Below are 25,581 nucleotides of genomic sequence, written 5' to 3' on the forward strand. Positions count from 1 at the left end.
AAGTTAGGTTCCTAAATACGAGGGAGTTTTAGGACTCTAGAAGAGAATAATGGGTATATCTTTCTTTACAAGCTCTGCTATTTATGGTAAGATAAAAATTGTGTGTAATGGACGCACAAAAATACAGTTTATCCGCTGGGTTTAAAAGCACCTATGATTGACAAAGATAGGAGAAAAACATGAATCCATTAATCCAAAGCTTGACTGAAGGTCAATTGCGTACTGATATCCCTGAGTTCCGTCCTGGTGATACTGTCCGCGTTCACGCGAAAGTTGTCGAAGGTAACCGCGAGCGTATCCAGCTTTTCGAAGGGGTTGTTATCTCTCGTAAAGGTCAAGGTATCTCAGAAATGTACACTGTTCGTAAGATTTCTGGCGGTATCGGTGTAGAACGTACTTTCCCAATCCACACTCCACGTGTTGACAAGATTGAAGTTGTACGTTATGGTAAAGTACGTCGTGCGAAATTATACTACTTGCGTGCGCTTCAAGGTAAAGCAGCTCGTATCAAAGAAATCCGTCGCTAAGATTATTCTTAGTTATGGAAAGAAGGGGCGTCAGCCCTTTTTTTGTTTTCAAAAATTGTAAAGAGGAAAATCTTGACGGATAAGAATAGCAAACTGCCCCTATTTTTGGAGATGTATCAGTTTGCTATTTTTGAAATTTTCTAGACATATTTATGAAATATTTATGTAAAAATTCTTGCTTAAGATAGGTATCTGATGTACAATAGAATTACAATTGAGTTCCCTTAGTTAAATGGATATAACCCCTTCCTCCTAAGAAGTAGTTGCTGGTTCGATTCCGGCAGGGGACATTTAAAAATAGCCTCTTGAGACTCCTAAAGGATGGTCAAGGGCTTTATTTATTGCTTAAAGAGAGTAGAGGAAAAACTGCTTTCTTTTGTTGTAGGTCGCGATTGTTATGGGTGGGGAAAAAGATGACAGAAAAAAAGCTAACCTTTGATAAAAAAATTGATTATGGTTTGGTTATTCCAGTCATTCTCCTTGTGACTATTGGCCTGGTTTCGATTTTTATTTCTGTTGGGAGTGATTATCCAGATCGTGTATATAACACCATGTTTTTACAGATGTTATGGCTCTTTTTAGGTTGTCTGTTGGCAGTTGTTGTCATGAGATTTAAACTTTCTTTTCTCTGGAGGATAACCCCTTGGCTCTATGTACTAGGGTTGGTTTTGATGGTACTCCCCTTATTTTTATATAGTCCAACTTTGGTTGCTTCAACAGGGGCTAAAAACTGGGTCTCCATAGGTTCGGTTACTCTTTTTCAACCCTCAGAATTCATGAAAATTTCTTATATTCTTGCTCTGGCTCGCTTGACACTTTGGGGACAGAATCGTTGGCCTGATCCTAGTCTAAAAGACAATTGGAAGTTACTTGGACTCTATGCCTTAATAAGCCTACCAGTTTTTACTTTGTTAGCTTTACAGAGTGATTTAGGTACAGCCCTAGTCTTTGTTGCAATTTTAGTTGGCTTGATTTTTGTTTCAGGAATCTCATGGAAAATCATTATTCCAGTCGCCCTTGCAGTAATAATCAGTATTGGAGGTTTTCTCTACTTGTTTACCTTTGATGCGGGTAAGGAATGGCTGTTCAATCTTGGTATGGATACTTATCAGATGAACCGAATTTCAGCTTGGTTGGATCCCTTCTCTTATGCTCAAAACATAGCCTATCAACAGACTCAAGCATTAATTTCTATTGGTTCTGGCGGTCTTTTAGGAAAAGGCTTTAATGTTCTTGAGTTGGCTGTTCCTGTACGTGAAAGTGATATGATTTTTACAGTGATTGCTGAGGATTTTGGATTCATTGGTACAGCTGTTGTGTTAAGTCTGTACCTATTCTTAATTTTTAGGATGTTACGTGTGACCATTGCATCTAATAATCGTTTTTATACCTTCATTTGTATCGGTTTTATCATGATGATAGTCTTTCATATTTTTGAAAATATAGGTGCTAATATTGGGATTCTTCCATTGACCGGAATACCATTACCTTTTATTTCACAAGGTGGGTCATCATTAATCTCAAACCTCATAGGTGTTGGTTTAATTCTATCTGTTACTTATAATCGTCAAGAAACATAGCAGAGCACAGTATCGGATTCAAGTAGATTTAAAAGATTGGGAGACCCAGTCTTTTTTTCTTTAAACTTTGTGATGCGAAACTGAATTTTTAGCAAATCTCGTTAAAATTCAAGTAAAATATGGTATAATGAAAGTTATGAAACATTGTAGGATAGAGGTGGAATCTTCAGGGAGATTTTATCATTCTTGATTCGCCTAGGCCTGCAATTTTGAATGGAGAAAATAGTGACATGACACAAGAAGATAAAAATTTAGAAGCTTTGGCCCAAGAGTATGATGCGAGCCAGATTCAGGTCCTAGAAGGACTGGAAGCTGTACGGATGCGTCCAGGGATGTATATTGGCTCAACTTCTAAAGAGGGACTTCATCACTTGGTTTGGGAAATCGTGGATAACTCAATCGACGAGGCCCTGGCTGGTTTTGCCAGCCAGATTGAAGTCTTTATTGAGCCGGATAATTCTATCACGGTTATTGATGATGGACGTGGGATTCCTGTTGATATTCAGGAGAAAACTGGTCGTCCAGCGGTTGAAACGGTCTTCACGGTCCTTCACGCGGGAGGTAAATTTGGCGGAGGCGGCTACAAGGTCTCTGGTGGTCTCCACGGGGTTGGTTCTTCAGTTGTAAACGCCTTGTCAACGCAGTTGGATGTTCGTGTCCATAAAAATGGTCAGATTTACTATCAAGAGTACAAACGTGGTGTGGTCCAAGAGGACTTGAAGGTCATCGGTGATACAGATCGCCACGGAACGACCGTTCACTTTACGCCAGACCCAGAAATTTTTACTGAAACGACAGAGTACGACTTCGATCGTTTGGCTAAACGTATTCAAGAATTAGCCTTTCTCAATAAGGGTCTCAAGATTTCTATCGCGGACAAGCGTGAGGGACAAGAACAGGCTAAGGACTTCCACTACGAGGGTGGTATTGTCAGCTACGTTGAGTTCATCAATGAAAACAAGCAAGCCATCTTTGAAAATCCGATTTACACAGATGGAGAGTTGGAAGGCATTACGGTTGAAGTAGCCATGCAGTATACGGATGGTTACCATGAAAATGTTCTATCTTTCGCCAACAACATCCATACCCACGAAGGTGGAACCCATGAGCAAGGTTTCCGCACAGCCTTAACCCGTGTCATTAACGACTATGCCAAGAAGAATAAAATCCTCAAGGAAAATGAGGATAATCTGACGGGTGAGGATGTCCGTGAAGGGTTGACTGCAGTTATCTCTGTCAAACACCCAAATCCTCAGTTTGAAGGGCAAACCAAGACTAAACTTGGAAACTCTGAAGTTGTGAAGATTACTAACCGTCTCTTCTCAGATGCCTTCAACCGTTTCCTCTTGGAAAATCCGCAGATTGCTCGTAAGATCGTTGAAAAAGGGATTTTGGCCTCAAAAGCGCGCATTGCGGCTAAACGTGCCCGCGAAGTGACTCGCAAGAAATCTGGTCTAGAAATTTCCAACTTGCCAGGTAAATTGGCCGACTGTTCGTCTAATGATCCAACCATGAATGAGCTCTTCATCGTGGAGGGAGACTCTGCCGGTGGTTCAGCTAAGTCTGGACGTAACCGTGAGTATCAAGCTATTCTACCAATTCGTGGTAAAATCCTCAACGTCGAAAAAGCGACCATGGATAAGATTTTAGCCAACGAGGAAATTCGCAGTCTCTTTACGGCCATGGGTACTGGATTTGGTGCAGATTTTGATGTTTCTAAAGCCCGTTACCAAAAATTGGTCATCATGACCGATGCCGATGTTGATGGGGCGCATATTCGTACTCTTCTCTTAACCTTAGTCTACCGCTTCATGCGTCCTGTATTGGAAGCTGGCTATGTCTATATCGCTCAACCACCAATTTATGGAGTCAAGGTTGGTTCTGAAATCAAGGAATACATCCAGCCAGGAGCAGATCAAGAAGAGCAATTGAAAGCTGCTATGGAGAAATACAGCCAAGGTCGTTCTAAACCAACAGTTCAGCGCTATAAGGGATTGGGAGAAATGGATGATCACCAACTCTGGGAAACGACCATGGATCCTGAACGTCGCTTGATGGCACGTGTATCAGTTGATGACGCTGCAGAAGCTGATAAGATCTTTGATATGCTCATGGGAGACCGTGTGGAACCCCGTCGTGAGTTTATCGAAGAAAATGCGGTTTATTCTACGCTAGACGTCTAGTCAAAATTGCTTTGTCAAAGCGGATTAAGTGTGTTATAATCGTAATGTTATAGTGTTTTATATGTTTAAATAGGGAATTTATTGAAGAATGAGTCTCTCTTAGTTTTATATATTGAGAACACTGAGACGGATGAGCAAAAAGCGCAAGCCGTCATCTTACAGTCTATTAAGGAGATTAAGATGCCTACTGGAATCATCTTAACGATAGTTGCTGTTGTCATTATTGTCATCATCATCTATCTTATCGGAGTGCTTATTCGTCGTCGAAATGAGACACTTCTCGAAAAGTTGGAGGAGCGCAAGCAAGCTATTTTTGACCTTCCTATCAATCAGGAGGTAGAGGCCGTTAAGGACCTTCATCTGGTTGGTCAAAGTCAAGTGTCCTTCCGTGAATGGAACCAAAAATGGGTGGACTTATCAACTAACTCATTTAGTGATTTAGAAAATCATATTTTTGAAGCAGAAAATCTTAACGACTCTTTCAACTTTATTAAAGCTAAGCACGAAATCGATAGTATCGAAAGTCAACTTAAGCTAGTTGAAGAAGATACTCAGGCTATCAAAGAAGCACTTTCAGTTTTGAAGGCACAGGAAGAGAAAAACTCGGCACGAGTTAAGTATGCTTTGGATCTTTATGAAGTGCTTGATGGTACGATAACGGAGAACCGTTCTAATTATGGACCAGCTTCTGCCGAACTTGATAAGCAATTAAAAAATATTCAAGCTGAATTTTCTCAATTCGTTGCTTTGAACTCCTCTGGTGACCCTGTTGAAGCCGCAGAAGTACTGGAAAAGGCAGAGGAACATACGATTGCTTTAGGTCAGATTTCTGAGCAGGTTCCTGCTCTTGTTGAAAAGTTGAATGTGAAATTCCCCGACCAACTTGAAGATTTAGAATCTGGATACCGTAAGCTACTGGAAGAGCACTATTTCTTCCCAGAAGATAATATTGAACCACAGTTCCAAAAGATTCGTGAAGGTATAACGGATGCATCTGAGGTCTTGGCGCAACTTCATCTTGATAAAGCAGCGAGTAAATGTGAGGATATTCAAGGTGATGTCGACAAACTCTATGATGTTTTTGAAAAGGAAATTGGTGCTCACAAACACGTAGTCAAGTTAGCCTCAGTCTTGCCAGATTATTTCAAGCATGTATCTGCTAATAATCAACTATTGACAGATGAACTTGCACGTCTCAATCAGTCATTTATCCTTAATGAATCAACGAGTTTATCCCTTAATTCCTTCAAAACAGAGTTGGAAAAATTAGAGGAGACAACATTACCGTCAGCGATTGATTTTGTGACTGAAGAGAAGCCTTACAGTGACCTGCAGAAAACACTGGAATTTGGCCAAACTTCTCTTAAACGTATCGAAGATGGTCAGATGGAAGTCTTTAATAATCTTAAAGGGGTAGAGCAATCAGAGGCGAATAGTCGTCAATTGCTTGATCAGTACATCAATAAACTTCATACCATTAAACGCTATATTGAAAAACGTAATCTGCCAGGAATTCCACAAGATTTCTTGCAAGTTTTCTTCTCAACATCAGCTCAATTGGAAAATCTTAAGGATGAACTGAGCCGTGGACGCATTGATATTGAAATGGTAGAACGTTTGACAACAGCTGCTGAGGGCGGTGTTGAAGTCTTGGAAGAGACGACTTATCAAGTTATTCAGGACGCTGTATTAACAGAACAGCTCTTGCAGTACTCAAACCGTTACCGTAGTTTTGACGCTAATGTTCAAGCAGCTTTTGAACAGTCTCTGCACTATTTTGAAGATAATCTTGATTATCGTTCTTCCTTCGAAGAGATTTCTTATGCTCTAGAAATTATCGAACCAGGTGTAACAGATCGATTTGTTAATGCCTACATTAAGACTCGTGAAGAAATTCGTTTCTAAAACATAATAAAAGTACGTTCGACAGTGAACGTACTTTTTGTTTGTTAGTTGACCTCGGATGGTCTTGCCTTTTAAAGGTTAAACCGCCATAAATAAATTCTTTTGAAGAGATTAGGCATCATTGTTGAGAAATAGTATCTCAAGCATGTTCTGATGACGAGGGATGACCTGATTTTGCTTGAAAAAACTTTTGAGTTCACTCCTTGGGATCCAACGGTAAGCTGTTGTTTCACTTCCCTGCAGTATGACTTCTGGGGCAACCTGACTAAGTTTAGCCGTGAAGCATTGAAAATAACAATGGAATTGCTCATTGAAGAAAGTTTCACGTCGACTTAGTTGGTCTGCCTTGAGATTTATCCCAGTTTCTTCTTCAACCTCACGGATGATAGCTTCAAGGTCAGATTCGCCCAAAAGAGCTGATCCACCAGCAGAAGCTTCGAAGTAGCTAGGGAAGGCAGGTTTATCAGGATGACGTTGGACGAGCAGGACCCGGTCATCTTGGTCTAAAATAAGGCATTCTACCACAAGGTGATAGAGACCGTTTGGGACCTCTTGTCCCCTGATGAGGACTTGGCCAGTAACTTGCCCTTCGCGATTGTAGGCGTCCCATTTTTCCATGTATTTTCCTCCTAAAAGCAGTATAATGGAAGTATTATAACATACGAAAATGGGAGAAGGAAATATGAAAGTTGTCATTGCACCAGATTCATTTAAAGAGTCTTTGACGGCTACAGAAGCAGCTGAAGCCATTTATCAAGGTTTTTATCGTGTTTTTCCGGAAGCAAATTACGACTTAATACCTGTTGGAGATGGTGGTGAAGGCACGGTTGATGCAATCTGCAATGGCCTCAAGCTAACAAAAAAGACCATTTTAGTTGCCGATGGTCTAGGTGGTCAAGTTGAGGCTGAGTATGCCAGAAATGAAGGGGTAGCTGCCTTTGAATGCGCGACGGTCACAGGCTTGGAAAGGATTCCTCTGGAAGATCGTAAACCCCTAAAAATATCAAACAGAGGCATTGGTCAACTAATTTTGTTCTTACTCGATGAGGGCGTCCGAGAATTTTACATCGGGGTCGGTGGCTCTTCTACAACTGATGGCGGTATAGGAGTTGCAGAAGGACTAGGTTACCAGTTTTGGGATAAGGATGGAAATCTGATAAAGGCTATAGGTGCAAATTTGGACAAGATAGCTAGGATGACATCAGATAGGGTCCCCTCTTCCCTAAAAGAAGCAAAGATTCATCTCTTAGTTGACGTTACCAATCCTCTCTGTGGTCCTCGTGGAGCCAGTCCTGTATTTGGTCCACAAAAAGGATTATCTCCTACAGAAGTGACTTGGGCAGACCAGGCCTTGCAGAATTTTTACCAAAATCACCATCCAGCCTTGCTGAACCTACCAGGAGCTGGAGCGGGAGGTGGTTTGGCAGCTGGTTTTGTAGCCTTTACAGGAGCTAGAATTGTATCAGGTATAGATACTGTCTTGGATCTTTTGAAATTTGAGGAGAGAATAGCTGAGGCGGACCTCTTAATCGTCGGTGAGGGCAAGCTAGATCGGCAAAGTTTGTCAGGTAAGGCACCGATTGGCCTAGCTAGACGAACGCCTAATAAGATTCCTATAATAGCCCTCTGTGGGATGCTGGATGAGGATTTACCACTCTTTCCTTGCCAGGGTATCCTTGCCGCTTATGCCGCTATTCCACGCTTACAGGACAAGGAAAAACTTCTCAGTGATGCCAAGAAGGATTTGACTAACCTCAGTCAGCAGGTGGCTCAGACCTTGAAATTAGGCCAGCACCTGTCTTAATTACCAAAAAGCTTCTTCCAGAAGGATTTCTTCTCCTCAGGCTCTTTTTTAGTGGAAGTTGCGGTCTCCTCAGGGATGATAAAGTCGATATTTTCCTTGTCAATAGCATGGTCAGTATGAAGGACGAGTCCGTAAGGTGAGTTGGCACTGGTTTCATCGACAATTGTGGCGTCGATATGGACCTCTTGCGCTAGTTTTAGGTAGGCCATCTGTTTAGCCATGCTTAAGGCAGGAGAGATTTTTAAAGAAAGATTTGGATCGTTAGCACTTTCTTGATTGAGAAAGTTTGGAAAAAAGCGGAGCGTTTCCTCTTGTTGGGCCTGTTCAAGTGAGACAGCTATGACAACCCGCTCTCTAAAGGTCCCTAAAAATTGTCTTTGCTGATCCGGGTCTAAACGATTTTCACCATGGGCTGCTCGGGTCAGTGTTTCATTGATATCCATTTGCTTCTCCTTAAACGATAGATTAACTTGATTATACCCTACTTTATGCGAAATGACTACGTCTAACATCTTCCCTTAAATGAAAATGAAAACAAGATGTCTCATTTTCATTTTTTTCGTTTTTCATTTGCTAAAAAGCCTAGTTTGTGTTATGATTAACTTGTAAAAAATTAAACTCATAAGGAGAGTAATAACATGTCAATTATTACTGACGTTTACGCTCGCGAAGTCCTGGACTCACGCGGTAACCCTACACTTGAAGTTGAAGTTTATACTGAATCAGGTGCTTTCGGACGTGGCATGGTTCCTTCAGGAGCTTCTACTGGTGAACACGAAGCAGTTGAACTTCGCGATGGTGACAAGTCTCGTTATCTTGGCCTTGGTACTCAAAAAGCTGTTGACAACGTAAACAACGTTATCGCTGAAGCTATCATTGGTTTTGACGTTCGTGACCAACAAGGTATCGACCGTGCGATGATTGCTCTTGATGGAACTCCTAACAAAGGTAAATTGGGTGCTAACGCAATCCTTGGTGTGTCTATTGCCGTTGCGCGCGCAGCTGCTGACTACCTTGAAGTGCCTCTTTACAACTACCTTGGCGGATTCAACGCTAAAGTTCTTCCAACTCCTATGATGAACATCATCAACGGTGGATCTCACTCTGATGCTCCAATCGCATTCCAAGAGTTCATGATTATGCCAGTTGGTGCACCTACTTTCAAAGAAGGTCTTCGTTGGGGTGCTGAAGTATTCCACGCCCTTAAGAAAATCCTTAAAGAACGTGGACTTGTTACAGCTGTTGGTGACGAAGGTGGTTTCGCTCCTAAGTTCGAAGGAACTGAAGACGGTGTAGAAACAATCCTTAAAGCTATCGAAGCTGCTGGTTACGAAGCTGGCGAAAACGGCATCATGATCGGTTTCGACTGTGCATCATCAGAATTCTACGACAAAGAGCGTGGTGTATACGACTACACTAAATTCGAAGGTGAAGGCGGAGCTGTTCGTACATCTGCAGAACAAATCGACTACCTTGAAGAATTGGTTAACAAATACCCAATCATCACTATCGAAGACGGTATGGATGAAAACGACTGGGATGGTTGGAAAGCCCTCACAGAACGTCTTGGTGGACGCGTACAGCTCGTTGGTGACGACTTCTTCGTAACAAACACTGACTACCTTGCACGTGGTATCCAAGAAGGTGCTGCTAACTCAATCCTTATCAAAGTTAACCAAATCGGTACTTTGACTGAAACATTCGAAGCGATTGAAATGGCTAAAGAAGCTGGCTACACTGCCGTTGTATCACATCGTTCAGGTGAAACAGAAGATTCAACAATTGCTGACATCGCTGTTGCAACAAACGCTGGCCAAATCAAGACTGGTTCATTGTCACGTACTGACCGTATCGCTAAGTACAACCAATTGCTTCGCATCGAAGATCAATTGGGTGACATCGCTGCCTACAAAGGTATCAAGTCATTCTACAACTTGAAAAAATAATCTCGTAACGAGATAAGAGGCTGTTGAGCCTTGATATGAAGCACTTTGGAATTATATTCCAAAGTGTTTTTTCAATTTCATCGTATTTCCTAACTAAAATATAAAAGTTTTGAAGGAAAATTAGTCTATTTGTATAAAATGAATTATGTCGTTATTACCCTAATTTTTTGTTTGAAAAAGCAAACTATAATTATTCTCTGAGGCTATTTTGTTTGGTTATACGAAATTAATTTGTTGCTTTATTAATTTTATGATATAATAAATTGATTTTTTAATGTAAGAATTGGAGCATTTAAATGGAAATTAGGAAAATTAAAACTTATCTGTCTATTCCGCTCGTTTTGACATTGTTTTCAGCGACACAAGTTGCTGCAGATACGACTACGGGGACAACCACTGAGTCTTCCGCGACTGGTCAAAGTAGGGTTACGACAGCTACAAGCCAAGTGTCTACTGAAGCGACAACGACAACAGAGAGCTTAACGACGGATACTACTACGGAAATGTCAGAGGCTGCTTCTTCAACAGATGAGTCTAGCGCAACAACAGAGTTTCCAAATGTTACAGCATCAACAACGACTTCTCAAGCTGAGACAAATGCTGCAGGACCAGCTTCGTCTACCACTCAAACATCAGCATCGACTTCAACTGATCAAGCAACAACGAGTGATGATGTCGTTACGACTGTAGTGGATAAAGACGGTATCCATTTGAAATATACTCCGACGATTGCAAAAAATGAAAAAATTCTTTTTGCAGTTTGGACACAAGCCAATAACCAAGATGACATCGTTTGGTATGAATCTTCTGCTGCAGGAGCGGCATATGTGGAGTTTTCAAAACATCGGGAATATGGCACCTATATTGTTCACACTTATGCTAATCAATCTGGTAAAATGGTGGCTAAAGATGCTTTAACCTTGACGATTGCTAAACCTGAAGCAAAAGCAACCATTAAACGAACATCTGAAACAAACTATCAAGTTACGGTTACCAATGTACCTGATACTATTAGTCAGGTAAAAATTCCCGTTTGGACTAGTCAAAATGGTCAAGACGATATCAAATGGTATGATGCGACAGCTTCCGGAAAAGGAACATATACCCTTAACCTCTCTACAACAAGCCACCATGCTGAATACGGGACTTATAATGTTCATGTCTATGGTTATAGTTCAGTGACTAAGGGGATGTATGGACTTTTAGCAACCAGCGTTGACCATGTCGATAGTCGAACGGATGCCGTTGTTAGTATCACGGATTATGCAGAGAACAAGACGACCTTTACGGTTAATGTTAAGGGGAGTGAGGCTACAAAGACTATTAGCTCTGTTGCGATAGCTGTTTGGTCACATGAAAATGGACAAGATGACATCAAATGGTATCAACCAGGTATCACCAATAATCAGGCAAGTCAGACGGTCAATATTGCCAATCACGCTAATAAAACTGGGGTTTACGCAGTTCATGTCTACACCAATTATACTGATGGAACGCGTTCAGGAACAATTGCTGGAGACCTAAAAATTACAAAAGCAGCTGTTAAAAATGACGTTTCAACTAACTTGACCAAGGACGGTATTGCTATCAAATTAGACTCCAATACTGTTGCAGATTATACCAAAGTAAGATTTGCAGTTTGGTCTGACGAACATGGTCAAGACGATATTAAGTGGTACCAAGCGGATAGCAAGGGCCAAGCAGTAGCAACTTATGAGAACCATTCCGGATTCGGTAAGTACAATGTTCATACTTATTCTTATGAGACTGGTCAACCTGTAGCCTTAAGTGCTATCAGTTTCACCATCGCTAAGCCATCTGTTACGAGTGTTGTTACTAAGGTAAGTGATACAGAATATACAGTAACGGTCTCTAACGTACCTGTTTATGTGAAGAATGTACTTGTCCCAACCTGGTCAGATGTCAAGGGTCAGGATGATATCATTTGGTACAGCACGACTCAAAAAGATAGCACGACTTATTCAACCACCATTAAACTTAAGAATCATCAGTTTGCGACTGGGCACTACAGTGCTCATATCTATGGGACAAGTCGTTTGGGAAATACAACGGTTGCTTTGGGTGATACAAAGGGATTTGAAGTTGATAAACCTGTTACAACACCTGCAACAATTGAAATTCAAAACTACAATAAAGCCGCAGGTATTTTAACAGTTAAAGTTAGTGAAACGGCAAAATCAAAGGCGATAAGTTCAGTTGCTGTTGCAGTGTGGTCAGAGGAAAAACAGGCTAATATTTATTGGTATAAAGATAATACTGTTACTAATGGTGAGCTTAGTGTAGAGGTTTCCACTAAAAATCATAGTTACAAGTCAGGTTTATACAACATCCATGTCTATACGACCTATGCAGATGGGGAAACGTTGGGAACTGTTTTGGAACAGAAAGAGTTAGCCGCAGCTAAGGTTGTTACTTCAGCTTCCCAAGGTGAGTATGCTGTCATCAATAAAATTGTTTATCTTGACGCTGGACATGGTGGAAGTGATCCTGGAGCTACGTATTTTGGAGTAACAGAAAAATCTTTAAACTTATCAATTCAAAATTTGGTCAAAGCAAAACTAGAAGAACAGGGTTACCAGGTCGTCTTAACTCGATCAACAGATACATTTGTTGGACTTTTAGAGCGGTCTCAAGCAGTTAATGCTAGCCTCTCAGATTTATTTATCAGTATTCATTTTAATGCTTCTGGTTCAACTGCGACAAATGGAATCGAAACTTACTATTATGAGTATGACGCAAATTATCAACCTGCAATTAACAAAACTTACCATAATAATGCTGAACGCTTATCACGTTCTGCCTATCTAGCACAGGCAATACAAAATGCAACGGTCGTCAATACGGGTGCTGCTAATCGAGGTGTTTTGCGAAATACTTTTGCGGTTCTCCGCGAAACAACTGCACCAGCTATTCTCGTTGAGCTTGGATATATGTCTAATACAGAAGAAGCCAAAAAACTACCACAAGCTTCCTATCAAGAAAAATTAGCAAATGGTATTGTCTCTGGGATTCTAAATTACTACGCTAAATACAACTAATTTCCTAATTTTAAAGGAATACTTACCTAAATTCTTACAGGTTAGATAAGTGTTCCTTTTTTGTTTTGTTTTTAAAGAAAAAAGGATGAAATTTTGTTATAATATTTAAAGATAAACTATAGAAATGGGTTCTTATGGCTTACGAAAATCTTTTAAAACGCTTTTTGACTTATGTCAAAGAAAATACACGTTCAGATGAGACTTCACACACGGTTCCTTCTACGCAGAGTCAGGTTGATTTTGCGCTCAATATTTTGCAACCGGAGATGGAAGCTATCGGACTTCAAAATGTTCACTATAATCCTGCCAACGGCTTTTTAGTGGGAACCTTACCTGCTAATGATTCTGGTTATACACGAAAAATAGGCTTTATCTCTCATATGGATACAGCTGATTTTAATGCAGACAATATTAGTCCTCAGATTATTGAAAATTACGATGGTGGCATTATCGCTCTCAGCGATTCAGGCTACTCATTAAATCCAGAGGAATTCCCCCAACTAAATCGTTACATTGGTCAGACGCTTATTACAACTGATGGTCGAACTTTATTGGGTGCTGATGATAAATCAGGTATTGCTGAGATTATGACAGCAATTGAATACTTGGTTCAAAATCCAGATATTAAGCATGGTGAGATTCGTGTTGGTTTTGGCCCAGATGAAGAAATTGGTGTTGGTGCTGATAAGTTTGATGTTGCTGATTTTGATGTTGATTTTGCCTACACAGTGGACGGTGGTCCGCTAGGTGAGTTGCAATATGAAACTTTCTCAGCTGCAGCGGCCCATATTACTTTTCATGGTCGAAATGTCCATCCAGGAACAGCTAAAGGACAGATGGTAAATGCTCTGCAATTGGCGATGGATTTTCATCATCAGCTTCCTGTCGATGATCGCCCAGAGACTACGGAAGGCTACCAAGGTTTTTATCATCTCTCAAGTTTAGAAGGGGTGGTTGAACGAGCTGAATCTTCATACATCATTCGAGATTTTGAAACAGAAGCCTTTGAACAACGCAAAGCATTAATGCTTAAGATTGCGGAAAAAATGAATTTAGATTTTGGAAATGAACGTGTTGTTGTTGCTTTGCATGATCAGTATTATAATATGAAGACGATTATCGAGAAGGATATGACACCGATTGAACTTGCAAAAACAGTTATGGTGGATCTTGATATTGAACCGATTATTGAACCGGTACGTGGTGGAACAGATGGTTCAAAAATATCCTTCATGGGCATTCCGACACCAAATCTGTTTGCGGGTGGTGAAAATATGCACGGACGTTTTGAGTTTGTAAGCCTCCAAACAATGCAACGTGCCGTTGATATTATCGTTGGGATTGTTTCAAAGAAATTCTAATAGCCAGAATATTATTTATATGATAAAATAACTGTTAAGAATGAGAAAAAGTCTATCCCTAATACGATCACTATAAAAGAGTGAGGACTGTATTCTCAAGGACTTAGGATATAATTATCATTGTTGGAGGGAGCGTCATGATAAAACTTTTTGGCAAAATTCGTTATCATTGGCAACCAGAATTTTCTTTGATGCTTATTTATTGGTCCATTACTTTAATTCCTTTTTTCTTCGGTTTGATTCTGTTACTTGAAAAGACAACAGAACCCTGGAAGGTATTCTCACTGGCTGCTTTGACGTTGCTCTTGGGACTCTTGGGTATCCATCGTTATTTTATCATTCATGAGGATGGGATATTAGAGATTGCGAGTTTTAATGTTCTAAAGCCTAAAAAGATAAGCATCAGTCAGATTGAAAAAATGGAAATTACAAAAACCTCTATTAGATTAGTCTTTCTGGACAAGAGCTCACGACTCTACTGTATGAGGAAATGGGATAAGAAATATTTTCTAGATGCATTAGCCATAAATCCTTATTTTAAGGGAGAGGTTGAGTTGCTTGATAATTTCATAGAATTAGACTACTTTGAACATTATAGGGAAGATAAAAAAGCCCCAACATTATAAGTTTAGGGCTTTAGTAGGGCAAGATTTTACAGCCATTAAGGTTTCAGGAGTTTCAGGAACCTCCTGGCTCAGATTTTGACTGTTTGTAAATTTGACGATACCTTCATCGTCGTAATCAAATACTGCTGAATAAGTTTGACAAAGTCCACAGGCGATGCACTTTTCAGGAATTATAGTTACTTTCATAACTTTATTGTAATCAAAAAAACTCAAATATACAAGGGGGACGTCATGTCTGACAACAAAAAACCATGGGAAGCTAAACTGTTTAATACAGAGAAAGAAGGACCGCAATCACGTCGCAGTAAGAAAGGTACCATTATCAGTACACCCTTTTTAACACTTTTGATGTCTATTTTCTTCATTATTATTTTAGTTGTTCTCTTTATTATGTTCTACACCTCAAATGGTGGCGGCGATGCAGCTAAGGATACGACTAATTTCTATGGAGCCAGCACGACACAAGCGACCAATAGCCAGGAAAAGGCAGCTGATCAAACAACAGTAACTCAAGCTGAATCTAGTGAATCAACTGAAGCATCAACACAGGCAGAGGAAACAACAGTTGCAACGGAAGCTTCTAATGGTACAACGATTACTGTGCAAGCAGGAGAGGGAGCAGGTCAAATTGCTGCTCGTGCAGGTATTTCTGTAGATCGCCTCTATCAGCTAAACCCAGATAAGATGGTAGGTCCTGGGGGAACTTGGTGGGCCAATCCAGGCGATCTTGTCATCATTGATTAGAAGAGGCTAATGTGAATACAATACAAATTGCCATTGATGGACCCGCTTCAAGTGGGAAATCAACGGTTGCGAAAATTATTGCGAAAAAACTTGGCTATATCTATTTAGATACGGGTGCCATGTATCGTTGTGTAACCTTACTTGCCTTACGTCAGGGTTATCAAGCTGAGCAGGTTGACCTGATTTTAGCTGATATAGATAGGAATCCTATTTCTTTCGGATTAGCTAAAGATGGCAGTCAGACAGTTTTTCTCGGTGATGAAGATGTGACCCTTGCCATTCGTCAGAATGATGTGACCAATAATGTCTCATGGGTGTCAGCCTTAGCTTCTGTCCGTGAAAAATTAGTTGAGCAACAGCAAAAAATTGCTGAAACTGGTGGCATTATTATGGATGGTCGTGATATCGGGACGGTTGTTTTGCCACAAGCGGAGCTGAAGATTTTCTTGATTGCTTCTGTAGATGAGCGGGCAGAACGTCGCTATAAGGAAAATCTTGAAAAAGGAATTGAGACCGATCTTGAAACCTTAAAAGAAGAAATTGCAGCCCGTGATTATAAGGATAGTCATCGTGAAGTGTCCCCTCTAATTGAGGCAGAAGATGCCATCACTTTTGATACGACGGGTATCTCAATCGATGGAGTTGTGGATTTCATCCTTCAAAAGGCTTTAGCTTTGCAAGAAAAGCAATCAATTAAGTGAAAATTGTTGACAAACATATCTATATAGGTTAGAATGGTTAGTAATGAGAAAAGCAGAAGTGAGAGCTTCTCGCCTTACGACTAACGTTGTCTGGCCCTACAAGATAAGGTTTGTAAAAACTACAATCTAGTACGGGTTTGACGCTGTCGAACTCGTATTTGTTTTTCTCTAAAAAAATGAAGAGGTGAAGAACATAGCTAAGAAGGATTTGTTCATTAATGACGAGATTCGCGTCCGTGAAGTTCGTCTAGTTGGCCTTGAAGGTGAGCAGTTAGGCATCAAGCCTCTGTCTGAAGCGCAAGCTTTGGCAGATGCAGCAAATGTTGACTTGGTTCTCATTCAGCCACAAGCTACACCGCCTGTTGCAAAAATTATGGACTACGGTAAGTTCAAGTTTGAGTATCAGAAGAAGCAAAAGGAGCAACGCAAAAAACAAAGCGTTGTAACGGTTAAAGAAGTTCGTTTGTCGCCAGTAATTGACAAGGGTGACTTTGAGACTAAGCTCCGCAATGGCCGTAAGTTCCTTGAAAAAGGTAACAAGGTTAAGGTTTCTATCCGTTTCAAGGGTCGTATGATTACCCACAAAGAAATCGGAGCTAAGGTGCTGGCTGACTTTGCTGAAGCGACCCAAGATATTGCCATCATCGAGCAAAGAGCCAAGATGGATGGTCGTCAAATGTTTATGCAACTCGCACCAATTCCTGACAAGAAATAGTCAGTTACACATTATTTTATAGGAGAATTTTATAATGCCAAAACAAAAAACACACCGCGCATCTGCTAAACGTTTCAAACGTACTGGTTCAGGCGGTCTTAAACGCTTCCGTGCTTATACATCTCACCGTTTCCACGGAAAAACTAAAAAACAACGTCGTCACTTGCGTAAAGCAGGCATGGTACATGCTGGTGACTTCAAACGTATCAAGTCAATGTTGGCTCAAATGCGTTAATATTACTGATTAAATTACTCGATTGAAGAATATTTGGAGGAAATTATAAATGGCACGTGTTAAAGGTGGCGTTGTATCTCGTAAACGTCGTAAACGTATTTTAAAACTCGCTAAAGGTTACTATGGCGCTAAACATATCTTGTTCCGTACTGCAAAAGAACAAGTAATGAACTCATACTACTATGCATACCGCGATCGTCGTCAGAAAAAACGCGACTTCCGTAAATTGTGGATCGCTCGTATCAATGCAGCTGCTCGTATGAACGGTTTGTCATATTCTAAATTGATGCATGGTTTGAAATTGGCAGAAATCGAAGTTAACCGTAAAATGTTGGCTGATCTTGCTGTCAATGATGCAGCAGCTTTCACAGCTCTTGCTGATGCTGCTAAAGCTAAACTTGGTAAATAATTTATCAGAAGAAGTGGGACCTTGTCTTGCTTCTTTTTACTTTTCTTCAAATAGTGCTTCAATGTTCACTGGTTTAGGCTTTTTGAAAATTGTGTATATTTAATTCTATAAATTGTATAATTTCAAAAAAATTAACCAGAAAAACGAAAAAAGTTGCAAAAGCTGTTGACAATTATTTGAAAATGGTTTAAACTTACATTTATCAAAATAAATATAAATGGAGACAGAAGATGTTAGGAACTGTTCAAATTCAATTGACAGCAACATTTTATTACAGCTATTTTAGATAGTGTTTGTAGACATGCAAGCATGGATACAAACACGAAAACGTAAGTTTGTATCTATGTGGCTGTGTTTTGGGCATGTGTTCACGTAGATGAAAATCTAAATGGACACGCTAGCACCTTCTGTCTTTGATAATAGACAATAAAGGGACCGTTTAGATTTTTATCTAAATGGTCCCTTTTATTTGAACAGGATGGAGCATAGCACTAGTATTTTTTCCAAAGAAAGAAGGTTTTTGATGAAAATGAAACGTCTAATTATGGGCTCAATGGCCTTAATCTCTGGCCTATGTTTGGCTGCTTGTGGTTCAACTAAAACGAATAATGATACCCTTAAGGTTGGCATTATCCAATATGCAGAGCATGACGCCCTAACTTCCGCCCGAGAGGGTTTTCTGGCTGCTCTTGAAGAAGCTGGTTACAAGCAAGGGGAAAATTTAACGGTTGATTACCAAAATGCCCAAGGAGATCAGGCCAATCTTCAAACCATGGTTGATCAGTTAGCTAGGCAAAATGATGTTAATTTTGCCATTGCAACACCTGCTGCCCAGGCCTTAATCAATGTGGATAGTGAGACACCTTCAGTTTTTACAGCTGTGACCGATCCTGTTGAGGCGGGACTGGTTGATAGTTTAAAAAGCCCTGGTGGAAATATGACGGGGTCTGTTGATGCTAATGATGTTGAGGGACAAATTGACATGTTGTTGAAGGTCTTACCAGATGCAAAAACTGTTGGTATTTTCTACAATTCAAGTGAGGTTAATTCGGAAGTCCAAGCCAAGCAAGCTCAAAAAGCCCTTGAGGCAGTGGGACGTAAGGTCGTGATTAAAACGGCAACTTCTTCAAATGATGTGCAGCAGGTTATTACTTCGCTAGCTGGTCAGGTTGATGCAATTTACTTCCCAACGGACAACACGGTTGCTTCAACGGCTTCTACAATTGGTGAGATTCTCAAAGAGAAAAAGGTTCCAGCCATGGGAAGTGATGGGGCTGTACTCGAAGCTGTGCTCTTTACTTACGGAGTTGACTACTATGCCATTGGCCAGCAGGCCGGCCAATTAGCAGCTCAAATCTTAGATGGAAAAGAACCAGCTGATCTAGCTGTTAAGACACCTGATACAGGGGCCGTAGCCGTCAATAAAGAAATGGCTCAAGCCCTCGGAATTGATGAAATAACGATAACATCTATTGCACCATAATTTTAAAAAGGAGATTTATTATGAAACTCACAAAATATCTTACTGCAAGTCTATTACTAGGAACAAGCCTTACTCTAGCTGCTTGTAGCTCAAGTTCTTCAGATTCAGCTAAGTCTTCCGGAGACAGTATCCATATCGGCATTTTGCAGTATATGGAACATGATTCTCTGGCAGCAGCTAAGAAGGGATTTCTAGCTGAATTGGCGGATCAAGGTTATACGGAAGACGATAAAATTGTTGTCGATTATCAAAATGCTCAAGGAGATCAGTCTAATTTGCAAACCATCTCTGAGCAATTGGTGGCGGACAATGACCTCGTTCTAGCGATTGCGACCCCAGCTGCCCAGTCCTTGGCAACAGTTACCATGGATGTACCAGTCTTGTTTACTGCGGTAACAGACCCTGTATCAGCGGATTTAGTGGATACGATTGAAAAACCAGGTGGTCTTCTTACAGGGACAAGCGACCAAGCACCGATTGATAAGCAGGTTGAATTGCTAGGACAGGCTGTTCCTGATGCTAAGACTGTCGGTATTCTTTACACAACAAGCGAACGGAATTCAGAGGTTCAGGTTGAAGAGGCTAAGGCCTTGCTTGAAAAGGCAGGCTACAAGGTTGTGCTCAAGGGAATCAATACGTCTAATGATGTTCAAGATGCCGCAACTAGCTTGATGAAGGACGTGGATGCAGTCTTTGTTCCGACGGACAATACAGTCGCCTCAACTATGACCATGATTGGGGAGTTGTCGAAGGAGTACAAGATTCCAGTTATCGGCGGTTCGACAGATATGGTCGACGCAGGTGGTCTCTTGACTTATGGGACTAATTATGAAGCTCTAGGCAGACAGACAGCAAAGATTGCCATTAAGATTTTAGAAGGGGCTGAACCAGCTGGGTCAGCGGTAGAATATCCAGAAACAGTAGATCTTCATGTCAATGAAGAAATGGCTAAGGAACTTGGTATTGACGTGTCAGCCTTAAGCGTGTCGCAATAAGTGTTGGACTTGGTCGATATAATTGAATGGGCCTAATGGACTGATGCCCTAATTGTAACAAGTTATAGTAAACAGTAATAAGAACGTGTCTAGCTCTGCTATGGCACAAAGGAGTAAACAGTGGATTTAATCTTATCAAGTATGTCGCAGGGGCTTTTGTGGGCCATCATGGCGATTGGGGTCTATTTGACCTATCGAATTTTGGACATCGCGGATTTGACAGCAGAAGGGGCCTATCCTCTCGGTGCAGCGGTCTGTGCTACGACCTTGGTCAATGATGTCAACCCGATTTTAGCGACCCTGGCTGGTTTTGTGGCAGGGATGGGAGCGGGTCTGATTTCAGGCTTGTTGCACACTAAATTGAAAATTCCAGCCCTGTTGACAGGTATTGTAACCTTAACAGGTCTCTATTCCATCAACTTAAAAATTATGGGCAAGGCCAACGTTGCCTTACTCCGCAAGGTGACCTTGGTCACTATGCTGACTAAACAAGGCTTGAGTAAAACGATGGCAGTTTTAATCATTGGGCTTATCTTTGTGGTGATTGTCATTGGTCTATTGACCCTGCTCTTGAAGACTCAGGTTGGTTTGGCTTTGCGTTCGACTGGGGATAATATTCCCATGAGTGAAGCAAACGGGGTGAATGTGGACCGGATGAAGATCTATGGTTATATGCTTTCCAATGGACTGATTGCCCTCAGTGGAGCTCTTTTGACGCAGAATAATGGTTACGCAGATATCAATTCAGGGACTGGGACGATTGTTATCGGTTTAGCCTCTGTTATTATTGCGGAAGTGATTATTCGCAACCTCAGTATTGGTTGGCGTTTGGCTTCTATTGTCCTGGGGGCCATTCTCTATCGTCTCATTATTTTAGCGATTTTGGAAATTCCTGGTATGGATGCTGACTTAGTTCGTCTCTTCTCAGCTATTCTTCTGGCATTGGTACTCTTTGTGCCTGAATTGCAGAAGAAATTCAAAGTTCGTCCCTTGAACGTGACCAGTAAATAAGGAAAGGAGTCACAGATGTCAACTATTTTATCAATTGATGCGATCCATAAGACCTTTGAGGCTGGAACAGTTAATGAAAACCATGTGCTCCGTGGCCTGTCTCTGGATGTGGAAGAGGGAGACTTTATCTCTATCATCGGGGGTAATGGTGCTGGGAAGTCTACCCTTATGAATTCCTTGGCAGGAACCCTATTTGTCGACCAGGGGGATATTCTCTTGGAAGGCAAGTCCATTAAAGCCGTTCCTGCAGCCAAGCGTGCTAAGGATATCAGTCGCGTATTCCAAGATCCCAAAATGGGGACAGCTTCGCGCTTGACCATCGAAGAAAATATGGCCATCGCCTACCGTCGTGGTCTCAAACGCAACCTATCTTGGGGTGTAAAAGAAAGTGAACGCAAGATTTTTGCAAAATCATTAAAGGAATTAGGATTAGGGTTAGAAAACCGTATGAAGGTTGATACGCAATTTCTTTCGGGTGGTCAACGCCAAGCTCTGACCTTGATGATGGCGGCTCTGGTTAAGCCTAAAATTCTCCTGCTGGATGAGCATACGGCTGCCCTTGACCCTAAAACCAGTCAAATGGTTATGGACTTGACCCAGAAAATTGTGACCACCCATCAACTGACAACTCTGATGATTACGCATGATATGAACCATGCCATTACCTACGGAAATCGTCTGGTTATGCTTCATCAAGGGCGAATCGTCATAGATGTCCGTGGAGAGGAAAAAGCTAACCTAACGGTCAACGATCTTATGGACCTCTTTCAGAAGAACAGCGGTGAAAAATTGGTCAGCGATGAGTTGATTTTATCACATTAAGAAAAATGCGACTAAGCTTTGGAGCTTAATCGCATTTTTGCTAGTCAAGTTCACTTTTATCTGGAAGGTAGGATCCTCCGAGGTAAGCTTGGCTGAGTTTTTCTAGGGTTCCATTTTGGTAAAGATTTTGAATAGCCAGATTGAATTGTTCTTGGAGTTCTTGACTATCATCTGAGAAGACGATATAGTTGTTTGGATTTGAATCAGTGTCCAGTTCGATGATTTTAAGGTCGTAGCCCTTTTGGTTAACAATGGTTTCAACAGAAATTTTATCAAAGACTAGATAATCAAATTCTCCGTTTGAAAGGTCATTGAGACGTTTGGACACATCTTCACCGGAATAATTGATGACAGATGGATTGTCAGTATGTTTGGCATTCCAATCATCCACTAATTTGGCTGTCGAAGTTCCTGTATCATCCTGGGTTGTCTTTCCTCCGATATCATCGAGGGAAGTAATGGAAGAATCTGATGCTACGACGAGAACCAGAGGATTCTTAGCAATTGGTAGTGAATAGAGGTATTTGGCTGCCCGCTCTTCAGTGTAGGAAAGATTGTTGGCTGCGGCCTGGAATTTTCCACTATCCATGCCGACAAAGATGGATTCCCAGGCAGTTGTTTTAAAAGTAAATTCATAGTCGTTCAGAAATTCATCTGCTGCCTTGATTACTTCAATATCGTAGCCAGTTAGTTCGCCATTTTCTTCGTAGGCAAAGGGTTTAATATCCCCAGCAGTTGCAACTGTAACAGTTTTAACCTGGGTTTCTTGTGTTGTTTGGTCGGATGTCTCAGTTGAATTTGAGCAGGCAGCTAAGCTGCCTGTTGACAGTAGAGCTAGGCTAGTGATGGCTAAACGTTTTGAAATTCCCATAAATAATCTCCTAAAGTGTTTGTTGACTTAACGTAGATTGTTAAGACTTTATTATCAGTCTAGCATGTGCTGAGATAGGTGACAAATAGATATTTTTAAAGACAGTGATAGGCTATGACTATAGAAAAGACCTGCTGGCCATATGGCATGAGCAGGTCTTAATATTTTAAGGATTAGTTGTGGCTTCAGTGGTCTGACTTGAATCAGCTGTTGTGGTTTCTGTGACTGTTGTCGTTGAATGGAGTTCCTGATAACTTGGAGCCTCATACTTATCCTGAGTTGATTTATTGCCATTCTTGCTGTAGAGGCTGGTTGAAGCAGAACCTAATTCTTTTTCAATCTCTAATAGTTTGCCGTAGGAGTCGTTATAGGAGATGGTAGAAGTATCGACTTTATCAATGCTGGTAGAGAAAAAGCGGAGCAGGTCGCCTGTTTGGACACTGTCACTAGTTGCTAGTTGTTTTTTAACAGCATCTCTAATAGCTTGAATTTCAGCCTGAGTAGTTTCATCGGGATTAGTGATTTCTAGACCAGACTCCGTATAGTAGACCTTGCCACCATAGCTAGTGTATTTTGGAGTTACAAACGTACCTGAACTTCGGAAAGCAACAGTTTGACTATTTTCTGTTGACAGAAGGTCTTGTCCCATCATGATAAACTGGCTAGAATCAATTCCCATAACATCAAGAAGGGTAGGAAGAGCATCTACTTCTCCACCGTAGGTATTAGAAATGAATCCCTTATCCATACCAGGTACATGAATCATGTACGGAACTCGTTGAAGCATAGCAGTGTCATATTCAGTCCAGGTTTCGGCATCTTTACCTAATAATTCTGCGAGTGTTGTGTTACGTGAATTGGAGATTCCGTAGTGGTCCCCGTAGAGTACGATAACCGAATTATCGTAAAGACCAGTTTTCTTCAAGTAATTAAAGAAGTTTTCAAGAGCAGAATCCAAGTAATTTGCTGTTTGGAAATAGCCATTGATGGTTTCATCTTCGGTTTGGGCTAGAGGAAAACCAAGTTCGTCACCAGAAAAGCTTTGGTAGGGGTAATGATTCGAAACCGTGATAAATTTTGCGTAAAACGGTTGTTGAAGGCGTTCAAGATACTTAATAGAATCTCCGAACATAACCTTATCGTTAAGACCATACTGGAAGGAGTTATCATCTGTTCGTTCGGACATATAAGACTGATCAAACCAGTAATCGTAGTCGAATTGCTTGTAGACGTTGTTGCGGTTCCAGAAGGTGCCGACATTACCATGAAAAACAGCTGTGGTGTAGTTGCTAAATGCTGCAAAAATATGGGGTGCAGCATACTGAGTATTGTCACCACCGTATTGGACAAAGAATGAACCTTGGTTGAGACCGAAGAGGGAGGTTTCCATTAAGGTCTCTGCATCAGAGGTTTTACCTGCCTTGACTTGATGGAAAAAGTTAGAAAATGCAAAGGTTTGATTGGAGTGGTAGAGGGAGTTAAGGAATGGAGTAACTTCATAGGATTGTCCATCTACCTCAAGTTTATAATCAATGAGAAATTGTTGGAAGCTTTCCAAGTGGATGACAATGACATTACGCCCTTTTCCGATACCGTAATAATTAGCATTTGCAGCAGCAAAGTGTTCCTTAACATAGGCTTCGACATCATTTATTTCATCGGGATTGGCTTCGTTACGAATTTTTTGTGTTTTGTAGGTTTGAACACCGTCGTAAATCAGAAAGCTTGGTAATCCTAGTCCTTTGACTACGTAAACATTAGAGAATCCTCGGGTCAAAAGTTCTGGACGATCAACCTCAGCCATGAAAAGATTGATAGAGAAGAGCAATCCAGACAAGGCTGTTACGGCAAAGGAAGCGCGTTTGTCAAAGGGCCGTTTATCCGCGAGGATCTTCTTTTGCCAAAAAAGAAAGCCCAATAAAATAAAATCACTAAGATAAAAAATATCCCAAGGAGTTAGTAGTTTGAAGGTTGAGTTACCCAAACCTTCTGAAACCTTAACGCTAGCTAACATAACGCTTAATGTAATAAAATCAGTAAATTCCCTAAAGTAGATGATGTTGGACATCAGCAGAAAATTAAGTAGGGTATAGATGATAATCTCAGTGATATAAAAGGCTTTGGTATTTTTGAGGTAGAGTGGTAAGCCCAAGAGTAGCAATCCAAGTGGTATCGGATTAATAAGGGTCAGCATAAGCTGGTAGGGATTTTCAATCCCCATTTCAAAATCTAACTGGTAAGCGACAATCGTTTTAATCCAATAAAATAGGAGCAAGCTCAAGACGAGGCCCAAACGGGTATTCATCAACTTGCCAAAGGTCTGAAGTATTTTTTTCAATAGAAATAAACCTCAATCTGAAAAGATAATCTTGAAGGATGGTGGTAAAACATTTTTGTTTTTGTCATCCGTCAAGGCACTAAAACTAATTCTTTTTCGTCCATTATATCATAAAAAATTAGGGGTGGAATAGTAGAAACTTTTTGACTTGCATGACTAAGTTGTTAACCCTATAGGTTCTAGTCTTGGAGAAGACGTGATTATAGCTATAAATGAATTTTATGAAATAGAGGACACAGAAATTTAAGGAAAGTTTGGGAATGACT

Annotated in this window: 23 protein-coding genes, 1 tRNA gene and 1 other annotated feature; of the genes, 19 read left to right on the plus strand and 5 right to left on the minus strand. The window is 40.8% G+C overall.

The window, feature by feature from the left end; genetic code table 11:
• The first annotated feature begins 179 nt into the window (after positions 1-179).
• The 5 genes from rplS to ezrA all read left to right on the plus strand — a co-directional run bounded on the left by rplS (position 180) and on the right by ezrA (position 6,195).
• Positions 180-527, plus strand: coding sequence for a 50S ribosomal protein L19 (rplS, locus tag ACFORF_RS07765; RefSeq protein ID WP_380427005.1), 348 nt, complete (start codon positions 180-182; stop codon positions 525-527).
• 218 nt (positions 528-745) lie between these two features.
• A tRNA-Arg gene (locus tag ACFORF_RS07770) sits at positions 746-817 on the plus strand.
• A 123-nt stretch (positions 818-940) separates the two neighbouring features.
• Positions 941-2,107, plus strand: coding sequence for an FtsW/RodA/SpoVE family cell cycle protein (locus ACFORF_RS07775; RefSeq protein ID WP_380427007.1), 1,167 nt, complete (start codon positions 941-943; stop codon positions 2,105-2,107).
• Between the two features lie 230 nt (positions 2,108-2,337).
• Positions 2,338-4,290, plus strand: a complete 1,953-nt coding sequence (gene gyrB / locus ACFORF_RS07780; protein WP_380427009.1) for a DNA topoisomerase (ATP-hydrolyzing) subunit B — start codon at positions 2,338-2,340, stop codon at positions 4,288-4,290.
• Between the two features lie 180 nt (positions 4,291-4,470).
• Positions 4,471-6,195, plus strand: coding sequence for a septation ring formation regulator EzrA (ezrA, locus tag ACFORF_RS07785; protein ID WP_380427010.1), 1,725 nt, complete (start codon positions 4,471-4,473; stop codon positions 6,193-6,195).
• A 111-nt stretch (positions 6,196-6,306) separates the two neighbouring features.
• On the opposite strand, the gene ACFORF_RS07790 is transcribed toward ezrA, so the two are convergent.
• Positions 6,307-6,813, minus strand: coding sequence for an NUDIX hydrolase (locus ACFORF_RS07790; RefSeq protein ID WP_380427012.1), 507 nt, complete (start codon positions 6,811-6,813; stop codon positions 6,307-6,309).
• 64 nt (positions 6,814-6,877) lie between these two features.
• Between ACFORF_RS07790 and ACFORF_RS07795 the strand changes: the two genes are divergently transcribed.
• Positions 6,878-7,999 carry a glycerate kinase gene (locus tag ACFORF_RS07795; protein WP_380427014.1) on the plus strand — a complete coding sequence of 374 codons (1,122 nt, stop codon included), beginning with the start codon at positions 6,878-6,880 and terminating at the stop codon, positions 7,997-7,999.
• On the opposite strand, the gene ACFORF_RS07800 is transcribed toward ACFORF_RS07795, so the two are convergent.
• The gene (locus ACFORF_RS07800) at positions 7,996-8,442 is read right to left on the minus strand and encodes a YueI family protein (RefSeq protein WP_380427016.1); all 447 of its coding nucleotides are present in this window, start codon (positions 8,440-8,442) and stop codon (positions 7,996-7,998) included. The genes ACFORF_RS07795 and ACFORF_RS07800 overlap by 4 nt on opposite strands.
• 195 nt (positions 8,443-8,637) lie before the next feature.
• On the opposite strand from ACFORF_RS07800, the gene eno reads away from it, so the two are divergent.
• The 4 genes from eno to ACFORF_RS07820 all read left to right on the plus strand — a co-directional run bounded on the left by eno (position 8,638) and on the right by ACFORF_RS07820 (position 14,991).
• Positions 8,638-9,945: a surface-displayed alpha-enolase gene (gene eno / locus ACFORF_RS07805; RefSeq protein ID WP_380427018.1), complete on the plus strand. Its 1,308-nt coding sequence runs from the start codon at positions 8,638-8,640 to the stop codon at positions 9,943-9,945.
• Positions 9,946-10,241: 296 nt separating this feature from the next.
• Positions 10,242-13,004 carry a GBS Bsp-like repeat-containing protein gene (locus ACFORF_RS07810; RefSeq protein WP_380427020.1) on the plus strand — a complete coding sequence of 921 codons (2,763 nt, stop codon included), beginning with the start codon at positions 10,242-10,244 and terminating at the stop codon, positions 13,002-13,004.
• A gap of 134 nt (positions 13,005-13,138) precedes the next feature.
• A complete protein-coding gene (pepT, locus tag ACFORF_RS07815; RefSeq protein ID WP_380427021.1) occupies positions 13,139-14,365 on the plus strand; it encodes a peptidase T in 1,227 nt (408 codons plus the stop codon).
• 137 nt (positions 14,366-14,502) lie between these two features.
• On the plus strand, positions 14,503-14,991 hold the full coding sequence (locus ACFORF_RS07820; protein ID WP_380427023.1) for an EbsA family protein: 489 nt from the start codon (positions 14,503-14,505) through the stop codon (positions 14,989-14,991).
• Here the strand turns inward: ACFORF_RS07820 and ACFORF_RS07825 are convergent.
• Positions 14,986-15,177, minus strand: a complete 192-nt coding sequence (locus ACFORF_RS07825; RefSeq protein WP_380427025.1) for a ferredoxin — start codon at positions 15,175-15,177, stop codon at positions 14,986-14,988. The genes ACFORF_RS07820 and ACFORF_RS07825 overlap by 6 nt on opposite strands.
• A 45-nt stretch (positions 15,178-15,222) precedes the next feature.
• Between ACFORF_RS07825 and ACFORF_RS07830 the strand changes: the two genes are divergently transcribed.
• The 9 genes from ACFORF_RS07830 (at position 15,223) to ACFORF_RS07870 (ending at position 22,106) form a co-directional block, all read left to right on the plus strand.
• Complete coding sequence (locus ACFORF_RS07830) at positions 15,223-15,735, plus strand: SAG1386/EF1546 family surface-associated protein (RefSeq protein WP_380427027.1); 513 nt, start codon at positions 15,223-15,225, stop codon at positions 15,733-15,735.
• Between the two features lie 11 nt (positions 15,736-15,746).
• Entirely contained in the window at positions 15,747-16,436 is a 690-nt protein-coding gene (gene cmk, locus ACFORF_RS07835) for a (d)CMP kinase (RefSeq protein WP_380427029.1), read from the plus strand.
• A 44-nt stretch (positions 16,437-16,480) separates the two neighbouring features.
• Positions 16,481-16,606 (plus strand) — a sequence feature (ribosomal protein L20 leader region).
• A gap of 14 nt (positions 16,607-16,620) precedes the next feature.
• Complete coding sequence (gene infC / locus ACFORF_RS07840) at positions 16,621-17,151, plus strand: translation initiation factor IF-3 (RefSeq protein WP_380427031.1); 531 nt, start codon at positions 16,621-16,623, stop codon at positions 17,149-17,151.
• Positions 17,152-17,185: 34 nt separating this feature from the next.
• On the plus strand, positions 17,186-17,386 hold the full coding sequence (gene rpmI, locus ACFORF_RS07845) for a 50S ribosomal protein L35 (RefSeq protein WP_380427033.1): 201 nt from the start codon (positions 17,186-17,188) through the stop codon (positions 17,384-17,386).
• A 49-nt stretch (positions 17,387-17,435) separates the two neighbouring features.
• The gene (rplT, locus tag ACFORF_RS07850) at positions 17,436-17,795 is read left to right on the plus strand and encodes a 50S ribosomal protein L20 (RefSeq protein WP_380427035.1); all 360 of its coding nucleotides are present in this window, start codon (positions 17,436-17,438) and stop codon (positions 17,793-17,795) included.
• A gap of 523 nt (positions 17,796-18,318) precedes the next feature.
• Positions 18,319-19,278, plus strand: a complete 960-nt coding sequence (locus ACFORF_RS07855) for an ABC transporter substrate-binding protein (RefSeq protein WP_380427037.1) — start codon at positions 18,319-18,321, stop codon at positions 19,276-19,278.
• A 20-nt stretch (positions 19,279-19,298) separates the two neighbouring features.
• The gene (locus tag ACFORF_RS07860) at positions 19,299-20,273 is read left to right on the plus strand and encodes an ABC transporter substrate binding protein (protein WP_380427039.1); all 975 of its coding nucleotides are present in this window, start codon (positions 19,299-19,301) and stop codon (positions 20,271-20,273) included.
• Between the two features lie 120 nt (positions 20,274-20,393).
• The gene (locus ACFORF_RS07865; protein WP_380427041.1) at positions 20,394-21,284 is read left to right on the plus strand and encodes an ABC transporter permease; all 891 of its coding nucleotides are present in this window, start codon (positions 20,394-20,396) and stop codon (positions 21,282-21,284) included.
• Between the two features lie 15 nt (positions 21,285-21,299).
• The gene (locus ACFORF_RS07870; RefSeq protein ID WP_380427042.1) at positions 21,300-22,106 is read left to right on the plus strand and encodes an ABC transporter ATP-binding protein; all 807 of its coding nucleotides are present in this window, start codon (positions 21,300-21,302) and stop codon (positions 22,104-22,106) included.
• 40 nt (positions 22,107-22,146) lie between these two features.
• Here ACFORF_RS07870 and ACFORF_RS07875 read toward each other — a convergent pair whose 3' ends face one another.
• A complete protein-coding gene (locus ACFORF_RS07875) occupies positions 22,147-22,977 on the minus strand; it encodes an amino acid ABC transporter substrate-binding protein (protein ID WP_380427044.1) in 831 nt (276 codons plus the stop codon).
• A gap of 166 nt (positions 22,978-23,143) precedes the next feature.
• A complete protein-coding gene (locus ACFORF_RS07880; RefSeq protein ID WP_380427046.1) occupies positions 23,144-25,315 on the minus strand; it encodes an LTA synthase family protein in 2,172 nt (723 codons plus the stop codon).
• Positions 25,316-25,581: the final 266 nt, after the last annotated feature.

This window comes from Streptococcus caprae (genome assembly GCF_042649745.1).
GTDB classification, from domain to species: domain Bacteria; phylum Bacillota; class Bacilli; order Lactobacillales; family Streptococcaceae; genus Streptococcus; species Streptococcus caprae.